Origin of the sequence: Tolumonas osonensis, assembly GCF_014202415.1 — a bacterium.
Classification (GTDB): Bacteria; Pseudomonadota; Gammaproteobacteria; order Enterobacterales; family Aeromonadaceae; genus Tolumonas; species Tolumonas osonensis.
Genome location: NZ_JACHGR010000005.1, coordinates 168115 through 190474 on the forward strand (window position 1 = coordinate 168115; position 22360 = coordinate 190474).

At 48.9% G+C, this 22360-nt stretch carries 15 protein-coding genes; 5 read left to right on the forward strand and 10 right to left on the reverse strand.

The window, feature by feature from the left end; all coding sequences use genetic code 11:
- Positions 1–52: 52 nt before the first annotated feature.
- From HNR75_RS08455 to tkt, 9 genes are all read right to left on the reverse strand, one after another.
- Positions 53–4456: a retention module-containing protein gene (locus HNR75_RS08455; RefSeq protein ID WP_188026540.1), complete on the reverse strand. Its 4404-nt coding sequence runs from the start codon at positions 4454–4456 to the stop codon at positions 53–55.
- A 200-nt stretch (positions 4457–4656) separates the two neighbouring features.
- The gene (locus tag HNR75_RS08460; RefSeq protein WP_188026541.1) at positions 4657–6579 is read right to left on the reverse strand and encodes a bifunctional diguanylate cyclase/phosphodiesterase; all 1923 of its coding nucleotides are present in this window, start codon (positions 6577–6579) and stop codon (positions 4657–4659) included.
- A gap of 2 nt (positions 6580–6581) precedes the next feature.
- On the reverse strand, positions 6582–7307 hold the full coding sequence (locus HNR75_RS08465) for a transglutaminase-like cysteine peptidase (protein ID WP_246358822.1): 726 nt from the start codon (positions 7305–7307) through the stop codon (positions 6582–6584).
- Positions 7308–7313: 6 nt separating this feature from the next.
- Complete coding sequence (locus tag HNR75_RS08470) at positions 7314–8627, reverse strand: TolC family outer membrane protein (protein ID WP_188026542.1); 1314 nt, start codon at positions 8625–8627, stop codon at positions 7314–7316.
- Between the two features lie 20 nt (positions 8628–8647).
- A complete protein-coding gene (locus HNR75_RS08475) occupies positions 8648–10033 on the reverse strand; it encodes an HlyD family type I secretion periplasmic adaptor subunit (RefSeq protein ID WP_188026543.1) in 1386 nt (461 codons plus the stop codon).
- Entirely contained in the window at positions 10033–12171 is a 2139-nt protein-coding gene (locus HNR75_RS08480) for a type I secretion system permease/ATPase (protein WP_188026544.1), read from the reverse strand. Before HNR75_RS08480 ends, HNR75_RS08475 begins: the two co-directional genes overlap by 1 nt.
- 192 nt (positions 12172–12363) lie before the next feature.
- Entirely contained in the window at positions 12364–13440 is a 1077-nt protein-coding gene (fbaA, locus tag HNR75_RS08485; RefSeq protein ID WP_188026545.1) for a class II fructose-bisphosphate aldolase, read from the reverse strand.
- Positions 13441–13558: 118 nt separating this feature from the next.
- On the reverse strand, positions 13559–14722 hold the full coding sequence (locus HNR75_RS08490) for a phosphoglycerate kinase (RefSeq protein WP_188026546.1): 1164 nt from the start codon (positions 14720–14722) through the stop codon (positions 13559–13561).
- A 307-nt stretch (positions 14723–15029) separates the two neighbouring features.
- Positions 15030–17030 carry a transketolase gene (tkt, locus tag HNR75_RS08495; RefSeq protein ID WP_188026547.1) on the reverse strand — a complete coding sequence of 667 codons (2001 nt, stop codon included), beginning with the start codon at positions 17028–17030 and terminating at the stop codon, positions 15030–15032.
- 276 nt (positions 17031–17306) lie between these two features.
- On the opposite strand from tkt, the gene metK reads away from it, so the two are divergent.
- Together metK and HNR75_RS08505 are read left to right on the forward strand one after the other, a co-directional pair.
- A complete protein-coding gene (metK, locus tag HNR75_RS08500; protein ID WP_188026548.1) occupies positions 17307–18461 on the forward strand; it encodes a methionine adenosyltransferase in 1155 nt (384 codons plus the stop codon).
- A gap of 84 nt (positions 18462–18545) precedes the next feature.
- Positions 18546–19070, forward strand: a complete 525-nt coding sequence (locus HNR75_RS08505) for a SprT family zinc-dependent metalloprotease (protein WP_188026549.1) — start codon at positions 18546–18548, stop codon at positions 19068–19070.
- Here HNR75_RS08505 and HNR75_RS08510 read toward each other — a convergent pair.
- Positions 19021–19851 carry a DUF5718 family protein gene (locus tag HNR75_RS08510; RefSeq protein WP_188026550.1) on the reverse strand — a complete coding sequence of 277 codons (831 nt, stop codon included), beginning with the start codon at positions 19849–19851 and terminating at the stop codon, positions 19021–19023. The two genes, HNR75_RS08505 and HNR75_RS08510, sit on opposite strands and share 50 nt — an antisense overlap.
- A gap of 108 nt (positions 19852–19959) precedes the next feature.
- Here HNR75_RS08510 and HNR75_RS08515 point away from each other — a divergent pair, with 108 nt between their 5' ends.
- From HNR75_RS08515 to gshB, 3 genes are read left to right on the forward strand one after another with little or no spacing between them, the layout of a single operon-like run.
- Positions 19960–20655, forward strand: coding sequence for an endonuclease (locus HNR75_RS08515; RefSeq protein ID WP_188026551.1), 696 nt, complete (start codon positions 19960–19962; stop codon positions 20653–20655).
- Positions 20656–21387 carry a 16S rRNA (uracil(1498)-N(3))-methyltransferase gene (gene rsmE / locus HNR75_RS08520; RefSeq protein ID WP_188026552.1) on the forward strand — a complete coding sequence of 244 codons (732 nt, stop codon included), beginning with the start codon at positions 20656–20658 and terminating at the stop codon, positions 21385–21387.
- Between the two features lie 8 nt (positions 21388–21395).
- Positions 21396–22352 carry a glutathione synthase gene (gene gshB, locus HNR75_RS08525; protein ID WP_188026553.1) on the forward strand — a complete coding sequence of 319 codons (957 nt, stop codon included), beginning with the start codon at positions 21396–21398 and terminating at the stop codon, positions 22350–22352.
- Positions 22353–22360 lie beyond the last annotated feature (8 nt).

The window sequence follows — 22360 nt, forward strand, 5'->3', positions numbered from 1 at the left end:
TTACCCGGTTAAAAATAAACAGGGAGCAGACATGCTGCTCCCGCCCGTTGTTTTAGTGGATAACTCCAGTTCCGGTCTGCAGATAGGTTTGTAATTCAGCCAAAGTATCTGTTGGATTCTGAATAACAATGGTCATGTCTGTAATGTTAATGTCTCCGGATGCATGAACAGAGACCTCAACACCATTGCTGGTAGTAGTAAATGTCAGATAGTTACTCAGATCATTTGCAGGTTCATTTGTCAGTACGTCGGTTAAATCCAGCATATCATGCTGATCTATAGAGAAATCAGTAATGGTATCCTCGAACGGAGCACCCGATGATGTGATATCGGCAGCCGTCCATTTGAAGATATCCGCACCACTACCACCCGTCAGGATGTCATCGCCCAGACCGCCGGTGAGCGTATCCGCACCGGCACCACCATTAAGCACATTGATGCCGTCATTTCCTGTCAGACTATCGTCGAAATTAGAACCGGTGATATTCTCAATATTCGAGAGAATATCAGTACCGTCACCACCAGTCGCTGAATTGGTGCTCAGGTTCACCGTCACTCCAGCAGTCGCATCTGCGTACATCGCAGTATCCGTGCCATCTCCGCCATTCAGGATATCGTTACTTGGACCACCCAGCAGAATATCATTACCGGCATCACCATATAACATATCGTTGCCATAACCGCCCACCAGGGTGTCATTTCCATCACCGCCATATAACTGATCGTTACCTGCTCGGCCGGCAATAAAGTCATGATCGTTGCCACCAGACAGAATGTCATGCCCGGTAGTACCGTAGACGATATCATCGCCACCATAGTAATGCTGAGTTACACCAGTCTGGAGTTCAATAGTACCGGTAGAGAATTCACCACCATTGACATTAGTGTCATCCATTGCGTAAGGACTCAGCCAATCCTGATCAGCCACAGTGTTATTTACAGTGACAGCGCCAGTATCAAAGACTAATGGACTGAGATAGTTTGTATTGTAGTTGTTGTGAGGACGGATAAACTCATCGGAGTTAAGCAGTACAATTGTTGGTCGTAGCCCATCCGTCCCATCAGCATCCACATTATGAAAATAGATATCAAACTGGTCAGACGGAGTGACCGTTGTACTTGCTGTCGCAGTTAAATAGACCCTGAATACCACGGTGCCATCCGCATTATACAGCTTGGTATAGCTAGGTATGATTGTATCCGGTAATTTACCAGTGCCAAATGTGATTGTTGCGTTATTGTCAGCATCTCTCACCAGAAAATCCCAGTAAATCACCCCGTTGGTAGCAAGTGTTACATTCCCGCCTTTCACTTTCATATCGAAGGAGTCAGAGCTGTCAATCTCATTCATGAGCCACCCAGTATCTGCATCCTGATAAGAGATCGGGGAAATATAGACAGTATCCGTACCGCTACTACCCGGATTTCCTGCCAGATCAGCGTAGCTCAGGCTATTGACTGTTACTTCGGCAGCACCTGAGTAACCAGGTGTAGGAGTGAAAGTGGCTGTCCAGTGGATCCCATCCCCGCTATCCACCGGCATAGAAACAGTACCACCGGTCACTGTCAGGTCTGTCTGAGTAAAACCGGTCACAGCTTCACTGAAGGTAAAGGTCACCTGACTGGTCTGATCGTCCGACATCATGTCCGAAACAATGTTGACATTAACATATGGATTTATGTCAATCGTTGTTGTGGCATGATTAGAATCAACATCACCGTCATTAACCACTACGTCAATGGTGCGGTTAATGGATGACAAATCATCCTCTGTGTTAGAGAAGGTGACCGCAGCAATTGCCTGCTCATAAGCATCCCGGCTGGCGCTGCCGGTAAGAGTAACTATCCAGCCATCCGGACTGATGCTGTAGTCAATGCCAGCAGGCAAAGTACCCACAGCCAGTACGTCGCCACTCTGAGGATTAGTCAATGTAATCGTTGCGCTAGTTATATCATCAGATACATCAGGATCTGTGATCACGATGTCATTGAAGTCACCAATTGATATTGGGGCACTGCCTGCAACATAGTGAGTATTGTAATTAAACCCTGTGGCTGTGGAGTCGTTTCCGTCAAGATCCAGTACTGGCGGGTCATTGTCCGGAGTGATGGTGATGGTTACTGTCGCGGTATCTGTACCACCCTTACCATCACTTACCTCGTAGACAAAGCTGTCGGTACCGTTATAGTTATCGTCCGGGGTGTAGGTAAATGTACCGTTTTCATTCAGAACCAGCGTTCCGTGTGCCACATCCGTCACCGGTGTGGTATTGACGGTCAGGGTATCTCCATCAATGTCACTGTCATTCAACAGCAGACTATCAAAGACGTTTCCGTCAACCGTCAGTGTATGATCCTCAAGCACACTGTAGTTATCTGCCAACGCGACCGGCGGGTCATTATCCGGAGTGATGGTGATGGTTACTGTCGCGGTATCTGTACCACCCTTACCATCACTCACCTCGTAGACAAAGCTGTCGGTACCGTTATAGTTATCGTCCGGGGTGTAGGTAAATGTACCGTTTCCATTCAGAACCAGCGTTCCGTGTGCCACATCCGTCACCGGTGTGGTATTGACGGTCAGGGTATCTCCATCAATGTCACTGTCATTCAACAGCAGACTATCAAAGACGTTTCCGTCAACCGTCAGTGTATGATCCTCAAGCACACTGTAGTTATCTGCCAACGCGACCGGCGGGTCATTATCCGGAGTGATGGTGATGGTTACTGTCGCGGTATCTGTACCACCCTTACCATCACTCACCTCGTAGACAAAGCTGTCGGTACCGTTATAGTTATCGTCCGGGGTGTAGGTAAATGTACCGTTTTCATTCAGAACCAGCGTTCCGTGTGCCACATCCGTCACCGGTGTGGTATTGACGGTCAGGGTATCTCCATCAATGTCACTGTCATTCAACAGCAGACTATCAAAGACGTTTCCGTCAACCGTCAGTGTATGATCCTCAAGCACACTGTAGTTATCTGCCAACGCGACCGGCGGATCATTATCCGGAGTGATGGTGATGGTTACTGTCGCGGTATCTGTCCCCCCCTTACCATCACTGATGGTGTAGGTGAAACTGGCAGGACCGTTATAGTCTGTGGCCGGCGTGAACACCACATTGCCATTGACCAGCGACACAGCGCCATTCACTGCATTCTGCACACTGACAATACTCAACGGATCGCCATCAATATCCGAATCATTCGCCAGTAAAGTCGCTGGCAGAATGGTCAGCGGAACGTCTTCTTTGGTGGTTAATGCATCAGGATTTGCCTCAGGATCATCGTTCACCGCATCCGGATCATCATTCACCGGAGTGACATCAATACTGACCGTCGCAGTGTCTGTCCCTCCCGCACCATCGCTGATGGTGTAGGTGAAGCTGGCTGGGCCGTTGTAGTCTGCGGTCGGCGTGAACACCACATTGCCATTGACCAGTGACACGGAGCCATTCACTGCATTCTGCACACTGAGAATACTCAGCGGATCACCATCAATATCCGAATCATTTGCCAGTAAGATACCAGGCAGAATGGTCAGCGGAACGTCTTCTTTGGTGGTTAACGCATCAGGATTTGCCTCAGGATCATCGTTCACCGCATCCGGGTTATCATTCACCGGTGTGACATTAATATCTAACGTTGAACTAGCACCGGTATTAGTGGTGTAAGTAACTTGAGGAACATCCCCATTCCAATCAGATACTGGAGTGAATGTATAACTACCATCTACATTAATTATTAATGAACCGATACCATCTAACGAAGCAGTGCTACCTGCTAAGAAATTTTGTCCATTAATAACAAAGTTAGCGACAGATAATGCATCATCCGGATCGCTGTCGTTAGCCAGCACATTACCGGTGGCCGGGGTGTCTTCCTTAACGGTATTGGTATCCGGAGCAACGAGTGTCGGACGGTTTTCCTCTTCCGGAATCAGTGCTGCAGGCTCATCAAAGTGAGCTTGCGGTGCAGCATGCTGTGCCGCTGTGTCATATCCGGCAGCTGCAATAGTTGCATTACCGACACGATCGATAGAGACAAACCCGCTATTACCACTACCCGGACCTCTGCCACCTGCATCGGCGGCCACACCGGCCGCGGCAGCTTCGAATGCCTCGGTCGGATCAGCCCCGGCCAGAATGGCTTGCTGTAATTGATTGATCTGGGCCAGCGTCTGATCATCCGCACTTCCCATTTCCGGACTGGCTGGTTGTTGATCGGCAGGAAGATCGCCCGCCGCAACGGCTTCTGGCGGCATTTGCGCACCCGTCGCTTCAGGCGCAGTCGCTTCCACAACGAAAACGGAGGCATCGGCCAGTATTACTTCCGTGCCTGGTTGCAGAATGTCTCCCACCTTCAGATCGTGTACCTCGCCATCAGGTGTGCGGACTTTTGCGACACCGGAGATAAACGTCACACGAGAGACTTCTGTGATTGTCTGATTATTCATAACCCACCCCCAACAGCGGAACACGAAGTTACAACTTTGTTGATTAAATTTTAGTAACCAAATGGATTATGTACGTTGAAAAGAATGCGCAAAGCGTGCGCCAAATGAAGATAATTGATGCAGAAAATCGAACAAAAAATGCAGCAGCAATGAAAAAGGGTGCCATTATGCACCCTTTTATCAGTGTTAAGCCCTGATAATCAGATCTCGCGGGCCGGATGGACAATCCCCTGATAGGCATCGACAAACAGCTGATTAATTATTTCCATCTGCTGTTCATTCTCGACCCGGGTCACCACAGTGATGACACCCGCGTTATGTGCTGTACGGCATACTGCGGCCAGAACACTTTGCGCATTTTCATCTTTACTGATAATGCTCATATATCCTTGATCAACCTTCACATATACGGGTGACAATTCCGTCAGATACTCCAGCGACTGGAAATGACGACCAAACTGGTCTATTCCCCACATCACATTGAAATGCTTACATATCTCACTTAACGATTTCACCGCTTCCCGCTGATGAAATATGGCGTTTTCCGGAATCTCTATCGCAATACGACGGGAGAGCCCGTGGTTTTTTATAAAGAAATCATTCAGATAATTCAGAAAGGACAGAGAAGAAATACTGCCAATGGTCAGGTTGACCGACAAACTCATACCTGGATTTGCAGACAACACAAAAACCGCATGTTCGAGCACATAGCGATCCAGTTTTTCGCCCAGCTTAAACATTTCAACAGCCGCCATAAACTGAGCCGCACTGAAGCGTTGCCCCTGATGCCGGATTCCGGTAAATAATTCGGATGGCAGCGCTTTCTCTCCGGTCAGCATGGTGACCGGCTGAACACGAAAATCAAACTGATCATGTTCCAGCGCTTCAAGAATAATATCTTTCCAGGCCAACCGGCCAAGCGTATCCGCCTTTTCCGCATGCTCGATTGTCACCGCACCTAAACGTTCACTTCTGGCCCGACGTAATGCACTATCCGCTTTGGTCAGCAAAGCCGATAAATCCTCATCTTCATTTCTGACTGCAATACCAATGACTGAAAATGCCGAATCCGTCTCCAGCGGATTCACAATCAGTTCAGCGATAGCATCATTCAGAATATGCGCCGTTTCCAGTAAGTCTTCGCTGGTCAGGCCTGGTAACAGCACTGCATATTCTGTCGCGCTGATACGCGCAATAGCGGCACTGTCCAGATAAGCCAGTTTGGTTTGCAGGGCATTGGCTATCTGCCTGACCATCTGATCTCGTGCCCCATAACCTTCGATACGGTAAATCTCATCTAATGCATCGACAGCCACCAGCATGATGCCGCCAGTACCATGCTCTGCGATCCACGCATTAATCTGACCAATAAAATAGGCTCTGTTACCCAGACCGGAAACCGCATCTCTGAACGCCCGTTCTCTTAATAAATCTGCGGCAACCGCTTCTTCTTTAAATTGTTTGGCCAGTTTTACTGTCAGTGTATTAATTGACTGAACGACTTCCCTGAGCTCCAGCGTTTTCGGTAAGGGAATGGATTTATTAAAATGATGTTTCTCAATTTCAACCGCCTGTCTGCGGATGAGGTTTAAAGGCCGCAATAAGAAATGTAATGCCGTAACAACCAGAACGGAGACAACAATAAAACAGGCAATATATGACCAGAACAGGTTCGACATTGTCCGCCAGAATTGAAAATAGGCATCTCCCGGATGTCCTTTTACCTGTAACTTGCCGAGTTGCAACCACCCGGATGTCAGGATTGATTCATACGTTTCACTTTTGAAAAGATTAAGCTGAATAAACCAGCCAGGCACACCTTCAATTTCTTTCTTATTGGTTTTTTCGATTGTTTGTTTGGATGCCAGAAGATCAAGATGTATCTCCTGATAATAACCACCATCAAACGCGGCATTTATTATTGACTCTGCGCCGACCTTATCACCGGTTTCCAGATAAGGCGTTAATGCAATCCCGACAGAATTCGCAGTATTAATGACGGAAACCCGCTGCTGTTCGGCCAGGTAATCTCTGGTGGACTGAAACTGCACTGCATAAGCAATGATCAGCAAGCCGGCAAAAAGAAATATCACAAAAGCGAGAATCTGCTTATAGAGAGTCATGGTTAATTATCCAAATTTAAAATTGGCCGGTTAAAATTCTGAGCGCTGAGCCTTTTTTGTAATCCTGACCATAAACTTAACCGCCCAGATGATCCCGCCAGTTGCCCCTGACCTTTAGCCTTCATCAACCACAGATGACTACCATTAAAACTATAGACAGGAACCAGGTCTGTCCGCAAATTGGCAGGTTTAAGAACAGGATCAAGGTTATCCAATATCACTGGCATAGAAGATGGCGTCGCATAATTGGCTACAACCATATGGAATTGATTATAATTAATCGCTTTAACATAAATAAGCCGTAAACTTTCATCAGTAAATCCCATTTCACGTAATGTAAAATATTTGGCAATACTGAAATCCTCACAATCACCACCGCCAACTGCCAGAAATTCAGCGGGTGATGCCCAATAATCGTTCTGACCCCACAGCTTGATATCATCAATAAATATCTGGCGATTAAAAAAGCGGTTCGTTTCTTCCAGCGCCTGCTGTTTACTCCACTGTTCTGCATTGGCGCGCTGAATTAATAATCGCCAGTCAATCACCCTGCGCGCCGCTCTTGCACCATATTCAGCCTGTATTCGATCCGCCAGCTGACGCTCTTTTGTATCAAGCGCATCGGCCAGTAAAAACGACGAACTCCCGCTGAGAAACAGTACTCCCAGAAATAACAGAGCACTCCATCCCCAGCGGGAGCCAGACCCTGATATGGTCAGAAAAGTCATAATTACTTAATTATTTTCTTTCTGCCATTCAGCCGGTGCTTTAAAACTGACACTATCCAGCAATTTACCAGTGGCATTCAGTATTCGGTATTCCGCATACAGTGCATCATAATCTGTATTTACTGAACTCTGACGTGCTTCAAACAGCTCATTTTCTGTGTTCAGCACATCCAGTAAAGAACGGGTACCTAACAAGAACTGTTTCCGATATGCCATTACTGTGTCATAGCTGGCCAGCACATGCTGTTGCATGAACTCTTTTTGCTTCAGCAAAGCCTCTCTTGCATTCCAGGCCAGGCTCAAGCCTTCCTGCACCTGACGGGATGCATTCGTTTTCACATCTTTCGCTTCCGCCATCTGAGATGCGGTCGCGCGTTTCTGGGCAATATCGGCACCACCATTAAACAGGTTGTAACGCGCCATCAGCATCACCTTGCCGCTGTCGATACTTCCCTCACGACCATCGATATCCTCATAAAAGTTCTGATCTGCTTCCAGAGAAAGCTTAGGATAAAAGTTCGCTTTAGAGCCTTCATACTGATAACGGGTTGCTTCAATATCCTGATCTGCCGACAACAGTGTAGGATGCACTTTCTGTGCTGACGCCAGAGCATCAGGCAATGAGGCAGGTAAATTTCCGGCTGCTGGTACTGGTTGAGTCAGATCCATTGGTTCAGTATTGGTGACACGGAAATATTCCGCTTTAGCATCAAGCATGTTGTTTTCTGCAGCGGACAAATTCGCCTGAGCCCGGGCTACACGACCTTTGATCTGCATATAATCAGCGGTAGACCCAACGCCTGAATCTGTTCTTTTACCGATATCAGCCATGATTGCCTGATGAGTAGCCAGGTTTTCTTTTGAAAGCTGATATATTTCCTGCGTCCGCAGTACATTCAGATAAACTTCTGTGACACGCAAAGCCGTATTGTTTGCCTGCGCAAACAAGGCATGGTTTTGCGCCAGCGCTTCCGCTTTTGTTCTGTCGACATTGCTGCTGGTTGCAAAACCGTCAAACAACATCTGAGTCAGAGAAACACCCATTTGCTTGCGGGTTAATGTGTGTCCGTCATAATCCACATCATCATTGTCATATTTCTCTTTCCCGATACCGGCACTCAGATCAACCTTGGGGTAATAACCGGCTTCCGCCTGCCCGACCAGATGTGTTCTGGTCACATAGTTATCATATGCCTGTCTGACTTCCGGATTATCCATTAACGATTGGGCTATTGTTGCTTCCAACGATGCAGCGCCTGCGGTACTCGTGAACAAACTGATAAACACGGCCAGCGCAGATAATTTACATATTTTGTCCATAGTTATATCCCCTTCCTGTTTCATCGTTCTCGCAGTGCTGATTGTTTGGCACGCAGAATAGGTTTTAACAAATATTCAAGAACACTTTTTTTCCCTGTAACGATATCAACTGTTGCCATCATCCCGGGAATGATTGGCAACGGCGCCTTTTCATCACCCAGAAAACTACGCTCCGTCCGCACCCGGACCAGGTAAAACGAATTACCCTTATCATCCTGGATTGAATCTGCGCTTATATGTTCAAGTTTCCCGTCTAATCCTCCATAAATAGTGAAATCATAGGCAGTAAACTTCACCATTGCCTTCAACCCCGGACGTAAAAACGCAATATCCTTGGGTAATACTTTAGCCTCAATCAAAAGAGTGTCTTCCGTTGGAACAATTTCCACGATGTCCATACCTGGCTGAACAACACCGCCAACCGTATTCACCTTCAGTGTTTTTATCGTCCCTTTGACCGGGGACGTGACACTGGTTCTGGAAACCCGATCGCGTAATCCGACCTGACCCTCTTTTAACTGCGAAAGCCTGCTCTGTTTTTCTTCCATCTCCTTCTGTGCATCCACTCGGAACTTAAGAGCGACATCTTTCCGTTTAAGAATAGACTCTCTTAGCAAAGAATTCTGTTTGGGTAACAATAATCTTGCATTTTCTAACTCACCCTGCATGTCATTGAGCTGTCTTTGCATTTTCAGGAGATCAACCTGGGAAACGATACCTTCTTTCACCAAAGGACGATTGATGGCGACCTCTCTGCTGGCCAAACCGACGCTGCGGCCATATGTCCTGATTTTGTTATTGATCTCCAGAATCTCGTTTTCTTTCTGCTCAATCTGCTGCCCCATGATGACCAGCTGGTTATTGAGGTTATTAATATTGACCTGCAGAGCGCTCCGCTGCCGGGCTGCGTTTTCGGGAAAGGATTTTTCATAATCATCCGGGAAAACAATGGTCTGTTCTTTAAGTACAGCCTGCTCCCGCCAGGGCAGCGTGGAATCATTAGACACCGTAATACTCGCTATCTCTGCTTTCAGGCGGGCGACGTCGCCCTGCAGACTGATCAGTTCCTGCTGCCTTTCCCGGAAGTCTGAACTGAAACGGGTATCATCAATGCGCAGTAATTCCTGCCCCTGTTCAACCTGCTGTCCTTCCCGGGCAAATATTTCTTTTACAATGCCCCCTTCCAGATTCTGGATCACCTGCAACTGCTTCGAAGGAATAACCTTGCCTTCACCTCGGGTCACTTCGTCCAGTTCTGCCCAGGCAGCCCAGATAATGGCAACAATAAAAAACAGAAAACAGGCCCAGAGTAATGCTCTGGCGCCACGGGGGGTTGTCAGCAAGACGGCAGCAGAAGCATCATCAAGCAGATTTTGCTGCTTTTGACTAAGTCCGGAATTCGCCATTACAATGCCTCCTTCGCCCGAACTTTACCTTCTTTAAGTTGCTGTAATACCAAATCTTTCGGACCATCAGCAACGACCACTCCCTGCTCAAGCACAATGATCCTGTTTACGATATCCAGCATTGAGGTTCGGTGAGTAATCAAAATCATGGTTGTGTCAGCAGATAAACCGGCCAGCTCCCGTTTAACTATACCTTCAGAGCGGTTATCCATATTGGCGGTGGGTTCATCCAGAATGAGAATCGGCGGATCAAGCAATAATGCCCGGGCCAGCGCAATTGACTGTCGCTGACCACCGGATAAGTTTCTGCCACCTTCCCCGACCTGCCGATCCAGACCGTTAGGATCATGGTTGGTAAACTGGCTGACACCCGCCCGATGAGCCGCACGTAATATTTGCGCATCCGTGGCCTGAGGATGGCCAAGTTGAATGTTCTGACGGATTGTCCCGTAGAACAGTGCAAAATCCTGCGGAACACACCCGATATTATTTCGGATCGTGGAAGGGTGAAGCTGGGGCAGTTCAAATCCATCCAGACGAACAGCCCCTTCCAAAGGTTTGTAGAGACCAAGGATGAGCTTCTCGAGGGTAGTTTTTCCGGCGCCGATGCGACCTATCACCGCCACTTTTTCACCGGGCTGGATCTTGAGAGAAACATGCTTCAGCGCCGCCTGTTCAATACCCGGGTAGTTGAATGACACGTCGTCCAGTTCGATGCGCCCGGACAGACGATCATAATCAAGATAATTTCTGTCATCTTCTCTTTCTGACGGGCTTTGCATGATAGTTTCAAGCAACAGCAAGGCGGATTTAGCCTGGTTATAGCGGGTTGATAAGACAGATAACTGGATCAACGGACCAATTGCACGGCCGGAAAGCATCACCGCCGCAATCATGCCACCCATCGACAGATTGCCTTCGGATATTTCATATACCCCGAGAACCACAATCGCAACCATGGTCATTTGCTGAACATAGCTTGCCAGTCCCCCTACCATATTTGTGATCTTGCGGGTTTCGATGCCGACATTCGCCATATGGCTGACCGCCTGCTCCCAGCGATGCTGGAACTGACCTTCCGCATTATGGATCTTGACCGATTCCAATCCGGCCAGCGCTTCTATTACCGTGGCATATTTTTGTGATGCCAACCGGCTGCTTTCCTCGATGCTCTGCCGTAGCGGCGCCTGAATATAGAGGCTGTAGACAATCATAATGATGATGGCAACCAGGGGAACGACCGCCAGTACCCCGGCAAATATCCAGATAACCAGCAGAAACAGGAAGGCAAAAGGCAAATCCACCAGTGCCGAGACGGTGGCTGAAGTGAAAAACTCCCTGATGGATTCAAATTCCTGCAGATGACGGGCAAAAGCTCCCGTTGAGATAGGTCTTGACTCCATACGGATACCAAGAACCTTGGCAAAGATTTTTGCCGAAAGCAGTAAATCCGATTTTTTACCTGCTATATCAATGAAATAGCTTCTTAATTGCCGGATGATAAGGTCAAAGGCAAATATCAGTGAAACACCGATTGCCAGAACCCAGAGCGAATCGAATGCCAGATTAGGTACGATCTTGTCGTAAACATTCATGATAAAAATCGGACTGGCAATGACGAAGATATTGATCAGTAATGACGCCACCAGCACATCTTTATAGATAGGCACAGACTCAAGCAACGTACTCCAGAACCAGTGCCCGCTCCGGGGTTTCAGTACTTCCGGTGCCCGCGCATCAAATTGCAGACGACGTTTGATATAAAATCCGTTACCTGAAAATTCGCTTTCCAGAACAGAAAAAGAGACAGATTGCTGACCAACACTACCTACCGGATAAAATAGTACAGCCTGCGAAGTTTCTTTATCCAGAGATAACAAGACGGCTGCTCGCCCGTCTTTCATCAATAAAACACACGGTAGCAGCAAGACAGGAACAGATTCAAAAGAAGAAGCAAAATAATCAACAACAAAACCGGCTCTGTGCGCGGCACGGGGAAACAGTTCCGGCGTCAGCACACCATTTTCCAATGGCAAACCGGCGGTCAACGCCTCACTCGTGTTACTCATGCCATAGTGCCGGGACATGAACAGTAAACACTCCAATAACGCATCCTGTTGCCTGCTAGCCATTGCCATAGAGTCCTTTTTTATTCAGATAAACCTGAAAATCAGAGCTCAAGAATCCGGAAGAGCCCTTTTGAGTATCATTAATTCACCTATAACAGTACTACAAAATAAACTTTTTGCTTTATTAAAGAATAAGCTAGGCAATAAAAAAGCGCCTGCATTGCAGGCGCTTTTCTTTAAAACTCAGAGGAAACTCTGAAATTACAGTACGTCGATCGCGTTCAGTTCTTTGAATGCCTGTTCCAGACGGGCAATCATAGTTTCCTGAGCTTTACGCAGCCATACGCGTGGATCGTAGTATTTTTTGTTTGGTGCGTCTGGGCCTTCTGGGTTACCCAGCTGACCTTGCAGGTAAGCTTCTTTGTCTTTGTAGTAGTTCAGGATACCTTCCCAAGTAGCCCACTGGGTATCAGTATCGATGTTCATTTTAACTACGCCGTAGCCTACAGACTCTTCGATTTCCTGCTGAGTTGAACCTGAACCACCGTGGAATACGAAGTTCAGAGTGTTAGCTGGAACACCGAATTTTTCAGAAACGTATTTCTGAGAAGCATCCAGGATGCTTGGAGTCAGTTTAACGTTACCTGGTTTGTAAACACCGTGTACGTTACCGAAAGAAGCAGCGATGGTGAAACGTGGGCTGATTTTGCTCAGACGCTCGTAAGCGTAAGCAACGTCTTCTGGTTGGGTGTACAGAGCAGACTGATCCATGTGGCTGTTGTCTACGCCATCTTCTTCACCACCAGTGCAACCCAGTTCCAGCTCCAGGGTCATGCCCATTTTCGCCATACGTTCCAGGTATTTGCAGCAAATGTCGATGTTCTCTTCCAGAGATTCTTCAGACAGATCCAGCATGTGAGAAGAGAACAGTGGCTTGCCGGTTTCAGCGAAGTGTTTTTCACCCGCGTCTAACAGACCGTCGATCCATGGCAGCAGTTTTTTAGCAGCATGGTCAGTATGCAGAATTACAGGGATACCGTAAGCTTCAGCAACTGCGTGAACGTGTTTAGCACCAGAGATAGCACCGATGATAGCGGCTTTCTGACCTTCCAGTTTCATGCCTTTACCAGCGATGAATGCAGCACCGCCGTTAGAGAACTGAACGATTACTGGCGCTTTAACTTTAGCAGCAGCTTCCAGTACAGCGTTAACTGAATCAGTACCAACACAGTTAACAGCAGGCAGAGCGAATTTGTTCGCTTTAGCTACTTCAAACACTTTCTGTACGTCGTCACCGGTAATAACGCCTGGTTTAACGAAATCAAAGATCTTAGACATTTCAAAGGTCCTATCAGGTGTTTAGCTACGAACTGCGGAGCTAAACGAGTTGCTACAAAAAATTAATCACTGCCTGTTGGCAGAAGAACGGGAGGCTATTGGGCCTCCCGTCATATCATTACGCTTTAGCGCGCTCTTCCAGAATCGCAACTGCAGGCAGTTTTTTGCCTTCTACGAATTCCAGGAATGCACCACCGCCGGTAGAGATGTAAGACACTTTGTCAGCGATACCGAACTTGTCGATAGCAGCCAGAGTGTCACCACCGCCAGCGATAGAGAATGCTGGTGATTCAGCGATCGCTTTAGCGATGATTTCAGTACCTTTAGCGAACTGGTCGAATTCGAATACGCCTACAGGACCGTTCCACAGAATGGTTTTCGCGTTCATGATGATGTCAGCCAGTGCTTTCGCAGAATCAGGGCCGATATCGAAGATCATGTCGTCGTCAGCAACTTCAGATACAGACTTGATAGTAGCTGGAGTTGATTCAGAGAATTCTTTACCAACAACAACGTCAGTAGTTGCAGGAATAGAAGTTTCAGCAGCCAGTTTCTTGGCAGTGTCAATCAGGTCGTGTTCGCACAGAGACTTACCAACATTGTGGCCAGCAGCCGCGATGAAGGTGTTAGCGATACCACCACCAACTACCAGCTGGTCAGCGATTTTAGACAGAGATTCCAGAACGGTCAGTTTGGTAGAAACTTTAGAACCACCAACGATAGCCACCATTGGGCGAGCTGGTTTGTCCATTGCTTTACCCAGAGCTTCCAGTTCACCAGCCAGCAGAGGACCAGCACAAGCAACAGGAGCAAACTGAGCAACACCGTAGGTAGAACCTTCAGCGCGGTGAGCAGTACCGAAAGCGTCCATTACGAATACGTCACACAGTGCAGCGTATTTCTTGGCCAGCTCTTCAGTATTTTTCTTTTCGCCTTTGTTGAAGCGGCAGTTTTCCAGAACAACCAGTTCACCCGCTGCAACTTCAACGCCGTCCAGGTAATCTTTAGCCAGACGTACTGGGCAGGACAGTTTGTCTTTCAGGTAGTTAACTACTGGCAGCAGAGAGAACTCTTCGTTGTACTCGCCTTCAGTCGGACGACCCAGGTGAGAAGTGATCATCAGCTTGGCGCCTTTTTCCAGGGCCAGTTTGATGGTTGGCAGAGTTGCAACGATACGTGCGTCAGAAGTTACTTTACCATCTTTCACTGGTACGTTCAGGTCAGCACGAACCAGTACGCGCTTACCAGCCAGATCCAGATCAGTCATTTTGATAACAGACATGTTAGTCCCCTATATTTTTCAGACATATAACGAAGTCAGTGCCGTGGCCTTATTAATCTTCCTGATAAGGCACAATGAATAAAGTTAGCAGGTCAACCGGAAATAGCGGAATAAACTTCAGTGGTGTGTGTTGTTTTTTTCCTGACGCAGAGTCAGACACTGAAGCAAACTCAAAACGGTTATATGTGACTTGCTAAGCGTTTCATTCAAACGCAAAGAGTTTACTGTGCTTATGCATCAAACGCGATACTTGACACAGATTTTCTGCGAAAAAAACGGGAGCCGAAGCTCCCGTTTAACATTGCATTTACGCTTGGAACAAACTTTCAACAGTTTGCACTACATTTTCTACAGTAAAGCCGAACTCTTTAAACAACAATTCAGCCGGCGCTGATTCGCCGAATGTACGCATACCAATGATTTTGCCGTTCAGACCGGCGTATTTGTACCAGTAATCCGCGATACCTGCTTCTACAGCGACACGTTTGGTCACCGCTGATGGCAGTACGGATTCTTTATACTCGGCAGACTGCGCATCAAACGCGTCGGTACATGGCATGGAAACCACGCGAACCTTACGGCCTTTTCCGGTCAGTTCTTCTGCCGCCAGCATCGCCAGTTCAACTTCAGAACCAGTCGCAATCAGGATCGCTTCCGGTGTACCAACACAGTCACGCAGCACATAGCCACCCTTGGCAACGTCAGCCAGCTGAGCTGGAGTACGATCCATCTGTGTCAGGTTCTGACGGGAGAAAATCAGCGCGCTCGGGCCATCTTTACGTTCTACCGCATATTTCCATGCAATAGCTGACTCAACCTGGTCACATGGACGCCATGTGCTCATGTTCGGGGTCAGACGCAGAGAAGCCATCTGTTCTACCGGCTGGTGAGTCGGGCCATCTTCACCCAGACCAATTGAGTCATGGGTATAGACAAAGATAGAACGCTGTTTCATCAGCGCAGCCATACGCACCGCGTTGCGGGCATATTCCATGAACATCAGGAAAGTTGCGCCGTAAGGAATGAAACCACCGTGCAGTGCAATACCGTTCATCATCGCTGACATGGCAAATTCACGCACACCGTAGTGCACATAGTTGCCGGACGCGTCATCCGCAGTCAGAGAAACAGAACCGGACCACATGGTCAGGTTAGATGGTGCCAGGTCAGCGGAACCGCCCAGGAACTCAGGCAGCAGCTTACCAAATGCTTCAATCGCATTCTGGCTGGCTTTACGGGAAGCAATCTTGGCTGGGTTAGCCTGCAGGTCTTCAACAAACGCTTGTGATGCTTCAGCCCAGTTAGCCGGCAGTTCACCATTCACACGACGTTTGTATTCGTCGGCCAGTTCAGGATGCGCTTCAGCGTAGGCAGCAAATTTTTCGTTCCAGACGGCTTCTTTGGTCGCACCGGCGTCTTTTGCATTCCATTCTGCAGCGATATCGGCAGGGATCACGAATGCTTCATGGTTCCAGCCCAAGAATTCGCGAGCCGCAGCGATTTCAGCAGCGCCCAGCGGTGCGCCGTGGCAATCGTGAGAACCGGCTTTGTTCGGCGAACCGAAACCAATCACGGTTTTGCAGCAGATCAGGGTTGGTTTGGTCGTTTCTGCTTTGGCTGCTTCGATAGCGGCCTTGATGGCGTCCGCGTCATGACCATCAACCGCGCGGATCACATGCCAGCCGTAAGCTTCAAAACGCGCCGGGGTATCATCGGTAAACCAGCCTTCAACATGACCGTCGATAGAAATACCGTTGTCATCCCAGAATGCGATCAGTTTGCCCAGTTTCAGAGTACCGGCCAGAGAACAGGCTTCGTGAGAAATACCTTCCATCATGCAACCGTCACCCATGAACACGTAGGTGTGGTGATCAACGATGTCAAAGCCAGGACGGTTAAACTGAGCAGCCAGCACTTTTTCGGCCAGCGCCATACCAACACCGTTGGTGATACCCTGACCCAGCGGACCAGTGGTGGTTTCAACACCCGGTGCATAGCCATATTCAGGATGGCCCGGGGTACGGGAATGCAGTTGACGGAAGTTTTTCAGATCGTCGATGGACAGATCGTAACCACTCAGATGCAACAGGGAGTACAGCAGCATAGAGCCGTGGCCATTGGAAAGAACAAAACGGTCACGCTCGCTCCATTGTGGGTTAGCTGGGTTGTGGTTCAAAAAGTCACGCCACAGCACTTCGGCAATATCAGCCATGCCCATCGGGGCGCCCGGGTGTCCGGAATTGGCTTTCTGAACTGCATCCATGCTCAATGCCCGGATGGCATTGGCTAACTCTTTACGAGAGGGCATTTGTCACTCCTGCTTTCAATTGGGTCTGTACAATTAAGTAAGGTGCGTATTGTCCCAAACTGATCACCGGTTGCGCAAATGTTATCTCGGTTATTTTATCGCATGGATGCTATATGTACTGATCGCTTGCTTAATTAGTACCGTACATTGACGATATCCGCATTGACTGCGACAATAGTCACATAGATAGACGTCCAGATGTGGATACTGCTATTTGTAATCGGGTTATTACCCGCGTTGCAATCGCCTTCAACTTTATTTACACAGAGAATTAAAATGGCAAAACTGTTTACCTCCGAATCCGTTGCAGAAGGACATCCAGATAAAATCGCGGATCAGATTTCCGACGCGGTATTGGATGCCATTCTGGAACAGGATCCCAAAGCCCGTGTTGCTTGTGAAACATTCGTAAAAACAGGGATGGTGCTGGTTGGTGGTGAAATCACTACTTCTGCATGGGTTGATATTGAAGAGCTGGTGCGTAAAACCGTTTGTGATATCGGCTATACCCATTCTGATATGGGCTTCGATGCTCATTCCTGTGCCGTACTGAATGCAATTGGTAAACAGTCACCGGATATTAACCAGGGCGTTGATCGTGAAGATCCAAGAGAACAGGGTGCTGGCGACCAGGGCCTGATGTTCGGTTATGCTTCTAATGAAACAGAAGTGTTAATGCCTGCGCCTATTACCTATGCACATCGTCTGGTGAAGCGTCAGTCTGAAGTGCGTAAAAATGGCACCCTGCCATGGCTGCGTCCGGATGCAAAAAGCCAGATCACCTTTATTTATGACAAACAAGGCAAGATCGAAGGGATTGATACCGTTGTTCTGTCTACACAGCACGCGCCGGACATCAGCCAGTCTGATCTGATCGAAGCGGTACAGGAAGTGATCATCAAACCGGTTCTGCCGGCAGAATGGGTCAGCAAAAATACCAAGTATTTCATTAACCCGACCGGCCGTTTCGTAATCGGTGGCCCAATGGGCGACTGTGGCCTGACCGGTCGTAAAATTATCGTAGATACATACGGTGGTATGGCACGTCACGGTGGTGGTGCGTTCTCCGGTAAAGATCCGTCTAAAGTTGACCGTTCAGCGGCTTATGCTGCCCGTTATGTCGCGAAGAACATCGTGGCTGCTGGTCTGGCTGATCGCTGTGAAATCCAGGTTTCCTACGCCATCGGTGTTGCGGAACCGACTTCTATCAGTGTTGAAACATTCGGCACCGGTAAAGTGGATGAAGAACTTCTGACTCAGCTGGTGCGTGATCAGTTCGATCTGCGTCCATATGGTCTGATTGAAATGCTGGATCTGGTTCGCCCAATCTACAAAGCAACTGCGGCTTATGGCCACTTCGGCCGTGAAGAGTTCCCGTGGGAAAAAACCGACAAGGCCGAAATGCTGCGTGACCTCGCCGGTCTGAAATAATTACTGCGTTAAAAGGGGCTGCGGCCCCTTTCTTTTATCTGTATTATCCCTGCCAGATCGTTCGTTGTTTGCCCCCGCGCTTTTATGCTGAATACTACCCGTGCTACCAACCTGATCCAGATAGAGGTCGTCGCCAGTCATTATTTGTCTCTGGCGAGCCGCCATTTCCGGCGTGAATTTAATCACCCGAGAATTACGCTGGATCAACGGGGACAATGTGCCGGCACGGCCCGCCTACGCGACTGGCATATCCGTCTTAATCCGGTTTTGCTGCAGGATAATCAGAGCGAATTTGAGCGGGAGGTCATCCCGCATGAGATTGCACATCTGGTCGTGCATGCCATCTGGGGACGGGTAAAACCACACGGGGAAGAGTGGAAGATGGTAATGCGGGACGTCTTCGGTGTTTCGCCCCGCACCACCCACAAGATGGATATCAGTAAAGTTCAGGGAACGCTGTATACCTATCAGTGCAACTGTCAGCAGCATCAGCTCACGGTTCGCCGTCACCGCGCCATAGTCCGCGGTGACCGGCAGTACTGTTGCCGTCGCTGCGGGGCTAATCTGCAACCACTTGCTGGCGCAGCAGACTCATCCCCTCGCCCGTAAATTCACCGGTAACCGCCATGTTCCGGATCTGTTCCGGCGTGTGGCAACGAGCGTCATACACCACCACAATACTTTCATCACCCGGTTGCAGAAAATTCTGTTCGCCGAATGGTGTATAACGGGTTGCGCCGATACTGATAACCGCCTGCTGCGGATAGTGCGCCGCTTTCAGCAAGGCAGCGATGTCTTCGGCCGGACCTTCATCCTGCTGATGGTTCATCTTGTCGATCACCCAGTTCAGCAAGGTTTCGTGGAAATAGCTGTATTCGGTTGCCGGACTGTCCAGCCCGTACGCATGGCATTCACCGTTGCGGCGCAGGAAACTGGCAATATGGTAACGATCCAGTTCGCCACCTGAAGAAAACTTGTCCAGTGCAATCCGCTGCAAGGACATGCCTTTACTGGCGGATCCCCAGTTTTTCTTTTCGCTGATCTTGCGGGCACCCGGACGACGAATCGAACAGTCATTGAATGCGGCAAACGCCCGTGGCATCAGGGCTTTTACCTGGTTGTTCTCATATTCGATGTCACAGATCAGGCACACTTCCGGTTCAATCTGTAAATTGTCCGCTCCTTCAGGAAACTGGATATGATCATGCGAGACCGGAAATACATTCAGGAAGCTGTTTTCAATATGCGGAACATAAAACGGGAAAATGGCCTTCGGCTGAATGGCGTCCTTCACTTTTACATTGACGAAATCGCTGGCTTCGCCGGCCTGTTCCAGATGTCCGGCAAAATTGCCCGCCACGCCAAAACCAATCAGTCTGGTTAAATCCATCTGCTTATGCTCCTTACCGAATGCACACGCATTCTCAACAAGATTACTGTTAAAAATCGCAGGCATGTTATCCTTGCAACATGTCATTTACACCATAGATATGCAGTTATGGTAAAAAATATTTTTTTAGCGTCTGTTTTTGCCGCTTGTAGCTTGTTTATCGGTTCGGCGCTGGCCGATCAAACGTTTGTTCAGGCAAAAAAAATGGCGGCCGAGTTGTATAAGCAGCATCCCGTCACCTTCTACTGCGAGTGTCCGATTATTTACCGGGGTAAAAAACTGACCCCGGATCTGGAGGCCTGTGGTTATCAGGTCCGTAAACAGGAAAGCCGGGCGAATCGTATCGAGTGGGAACATATTGTTCCGGCCTGGGAATTTGGCCACCAGCGTCAGTGCTGGCAAAAAGGCGGACGCAAAAACTGCGTGGATAATGATCCGGTATTTGCCCAGATGGAAGGCGATATGCACAATCTGGTTCCGTCTGTCGGCGAAGTGAATGGCGATCGGGCGAACTACCGTTATTCCGAATGGAACGCCAAACCGGATCAGTACGGCAAGTGTGAAATGGTGGTCGATTTTAAAGCCAGGAGAGCACAGCCGCCATCTCATAGCCGTGGCGCCATTGCCCGTACCTATTTCTATATGCAGGAGCGCTATCAATTGACGATAGCCGAACAGCAACGGAAATTATTTGAAGTCTGGAATAAAAAGTATCCGGTTACCCCCTGGGAATGTCAGCGCGACGACGCGATTGCCAAACTACAGGGTAACCATAACCGGTTTGTGAAGGAGCAATGTCGTTAAATGCGTGTTCCACGAATTTATCAAAACTCGCCGCTCAGTGTCGGCGCCACGATTGCGTTAGACGATGACGCAGCTAATCATGTCGGTCGCGTATTACGTATGCTGCCCGATCAGGAGATCTGTCTGTTTAACGGGCAAGGCGGTCAGTATCAGGCTGTTATCACCGAAAGTGGTAAAAAGCATGTCACCGTGACGATCACTGATTTCTCGGATCATTCTGTTGAATCACCGCTGTCTATTCATCTGGGACAGGTGATCAGCCGTGGTGACAAGATGGAGTTCACCATTCAAAAGTCGGTCGAACTCGGCGTTAATGTGATCACGCCGCTCTGGTCTTCCCGCTGTGGTGTGAAACTGCAGGGCGATCGGCTGGACAAGAAACTGGAGCAGTGGCAGAAAATCGCGATCAGCGCCTGTGAACAATGTGGCCGGAATACGGTGCCACTGGTGCGCCCGGTTATGTCGCTGGAACACTGGCTGGCTGAACCGACGGAAGAACTGAAGCTGACGCTGCATCCGCGTGCCCAATATTCCGCAGGAACCTTGCCGGTTCCGACTCATGGCGTACGTCTGGTCATTGGTCCGGAAGGCGGTCTGTCAGATGACGAGATCGCGCTGACAGAACAATATCATTTTCAGGAAATGCTGCTTGGCCCACGTGTATTACGCACTGAAACCGCCGCTTTGACCGCCATTACCGCGCTGCAATGTCGTTTCGGCGATCTGTCTTAGGAGAGCAAATGAGCATTAAATTAGGCATCGTGATGGACCCTATCAGTTCCATCAATATCAAGAAGGATACCAGCTTCGCCATGCTGGAAGAAGCACAGCGCCGTGGTTACGAACTCTATTATATGGAGATGAGCGACCTCTATCTGGAACAGGGTATTTCTTTCGCAACCATGCGTCCGCTAAGCGTTCGCCGGGATCCTGCTGACTGGTTTACCCTGGGCGATGTGATTGATCAGCCGTTGCATGAGCTGGACGTGGTCCTGATGCGTAAAGACCCGCCGTTCGACACCGAATTTATCTATGCAACTTATCTGCTGGAACGGGCAGAAGAACAGGGAACCCTGATCGTCAACAAACCGCAGAGTCTGCGGGATGCCAACGAGAAGCTGTTCACCGCCTGGTTTGCCGAACATACGCCGGATACGCTGGTCACCCGTTCTGCTGCTAAATTGCGTTTATTCCACCAGAAACATAAGGATGTGATCCTGAAACCGCTGGATGGGATGGGCGGCGCGTCTATCTTCCGGATGAAACAGGATGATCCTAACGTTGGTGTCATTATCGAGACCCTGACCGAGCATGGCGCCCGCTATTGCATGGCGCAGACCTATCTGCCGGCGATCAAAGATGGCGACAAGCGCGTACTGGTTGTTGATGGTGAACCTATTCCTTATTGCCTGGCCCGAATTCCTTCTCAGGGTGAAACTCGCGGTAATCTTGCCGCCGGTGGTCGTGGTGAACCTCGCGAACTGACCGAAGCTGACTGGCGAATCGCCCGGGCGGTTGGTCCGACCCTGAAGGAAAAAGGGCTGATTTTTGTGGGCCTGGATATTATCGGTGATCGTCTCACCGAGATTAACGTGACCAGCCCAACCTGCGTCCGGGAAATCGAGGCCGTATTTGATATCAATATCTGTGGTTTGCTGATGGATGCGATTGAGCGCCGTCTGGCCAAGACCCACTGAGGAACTGT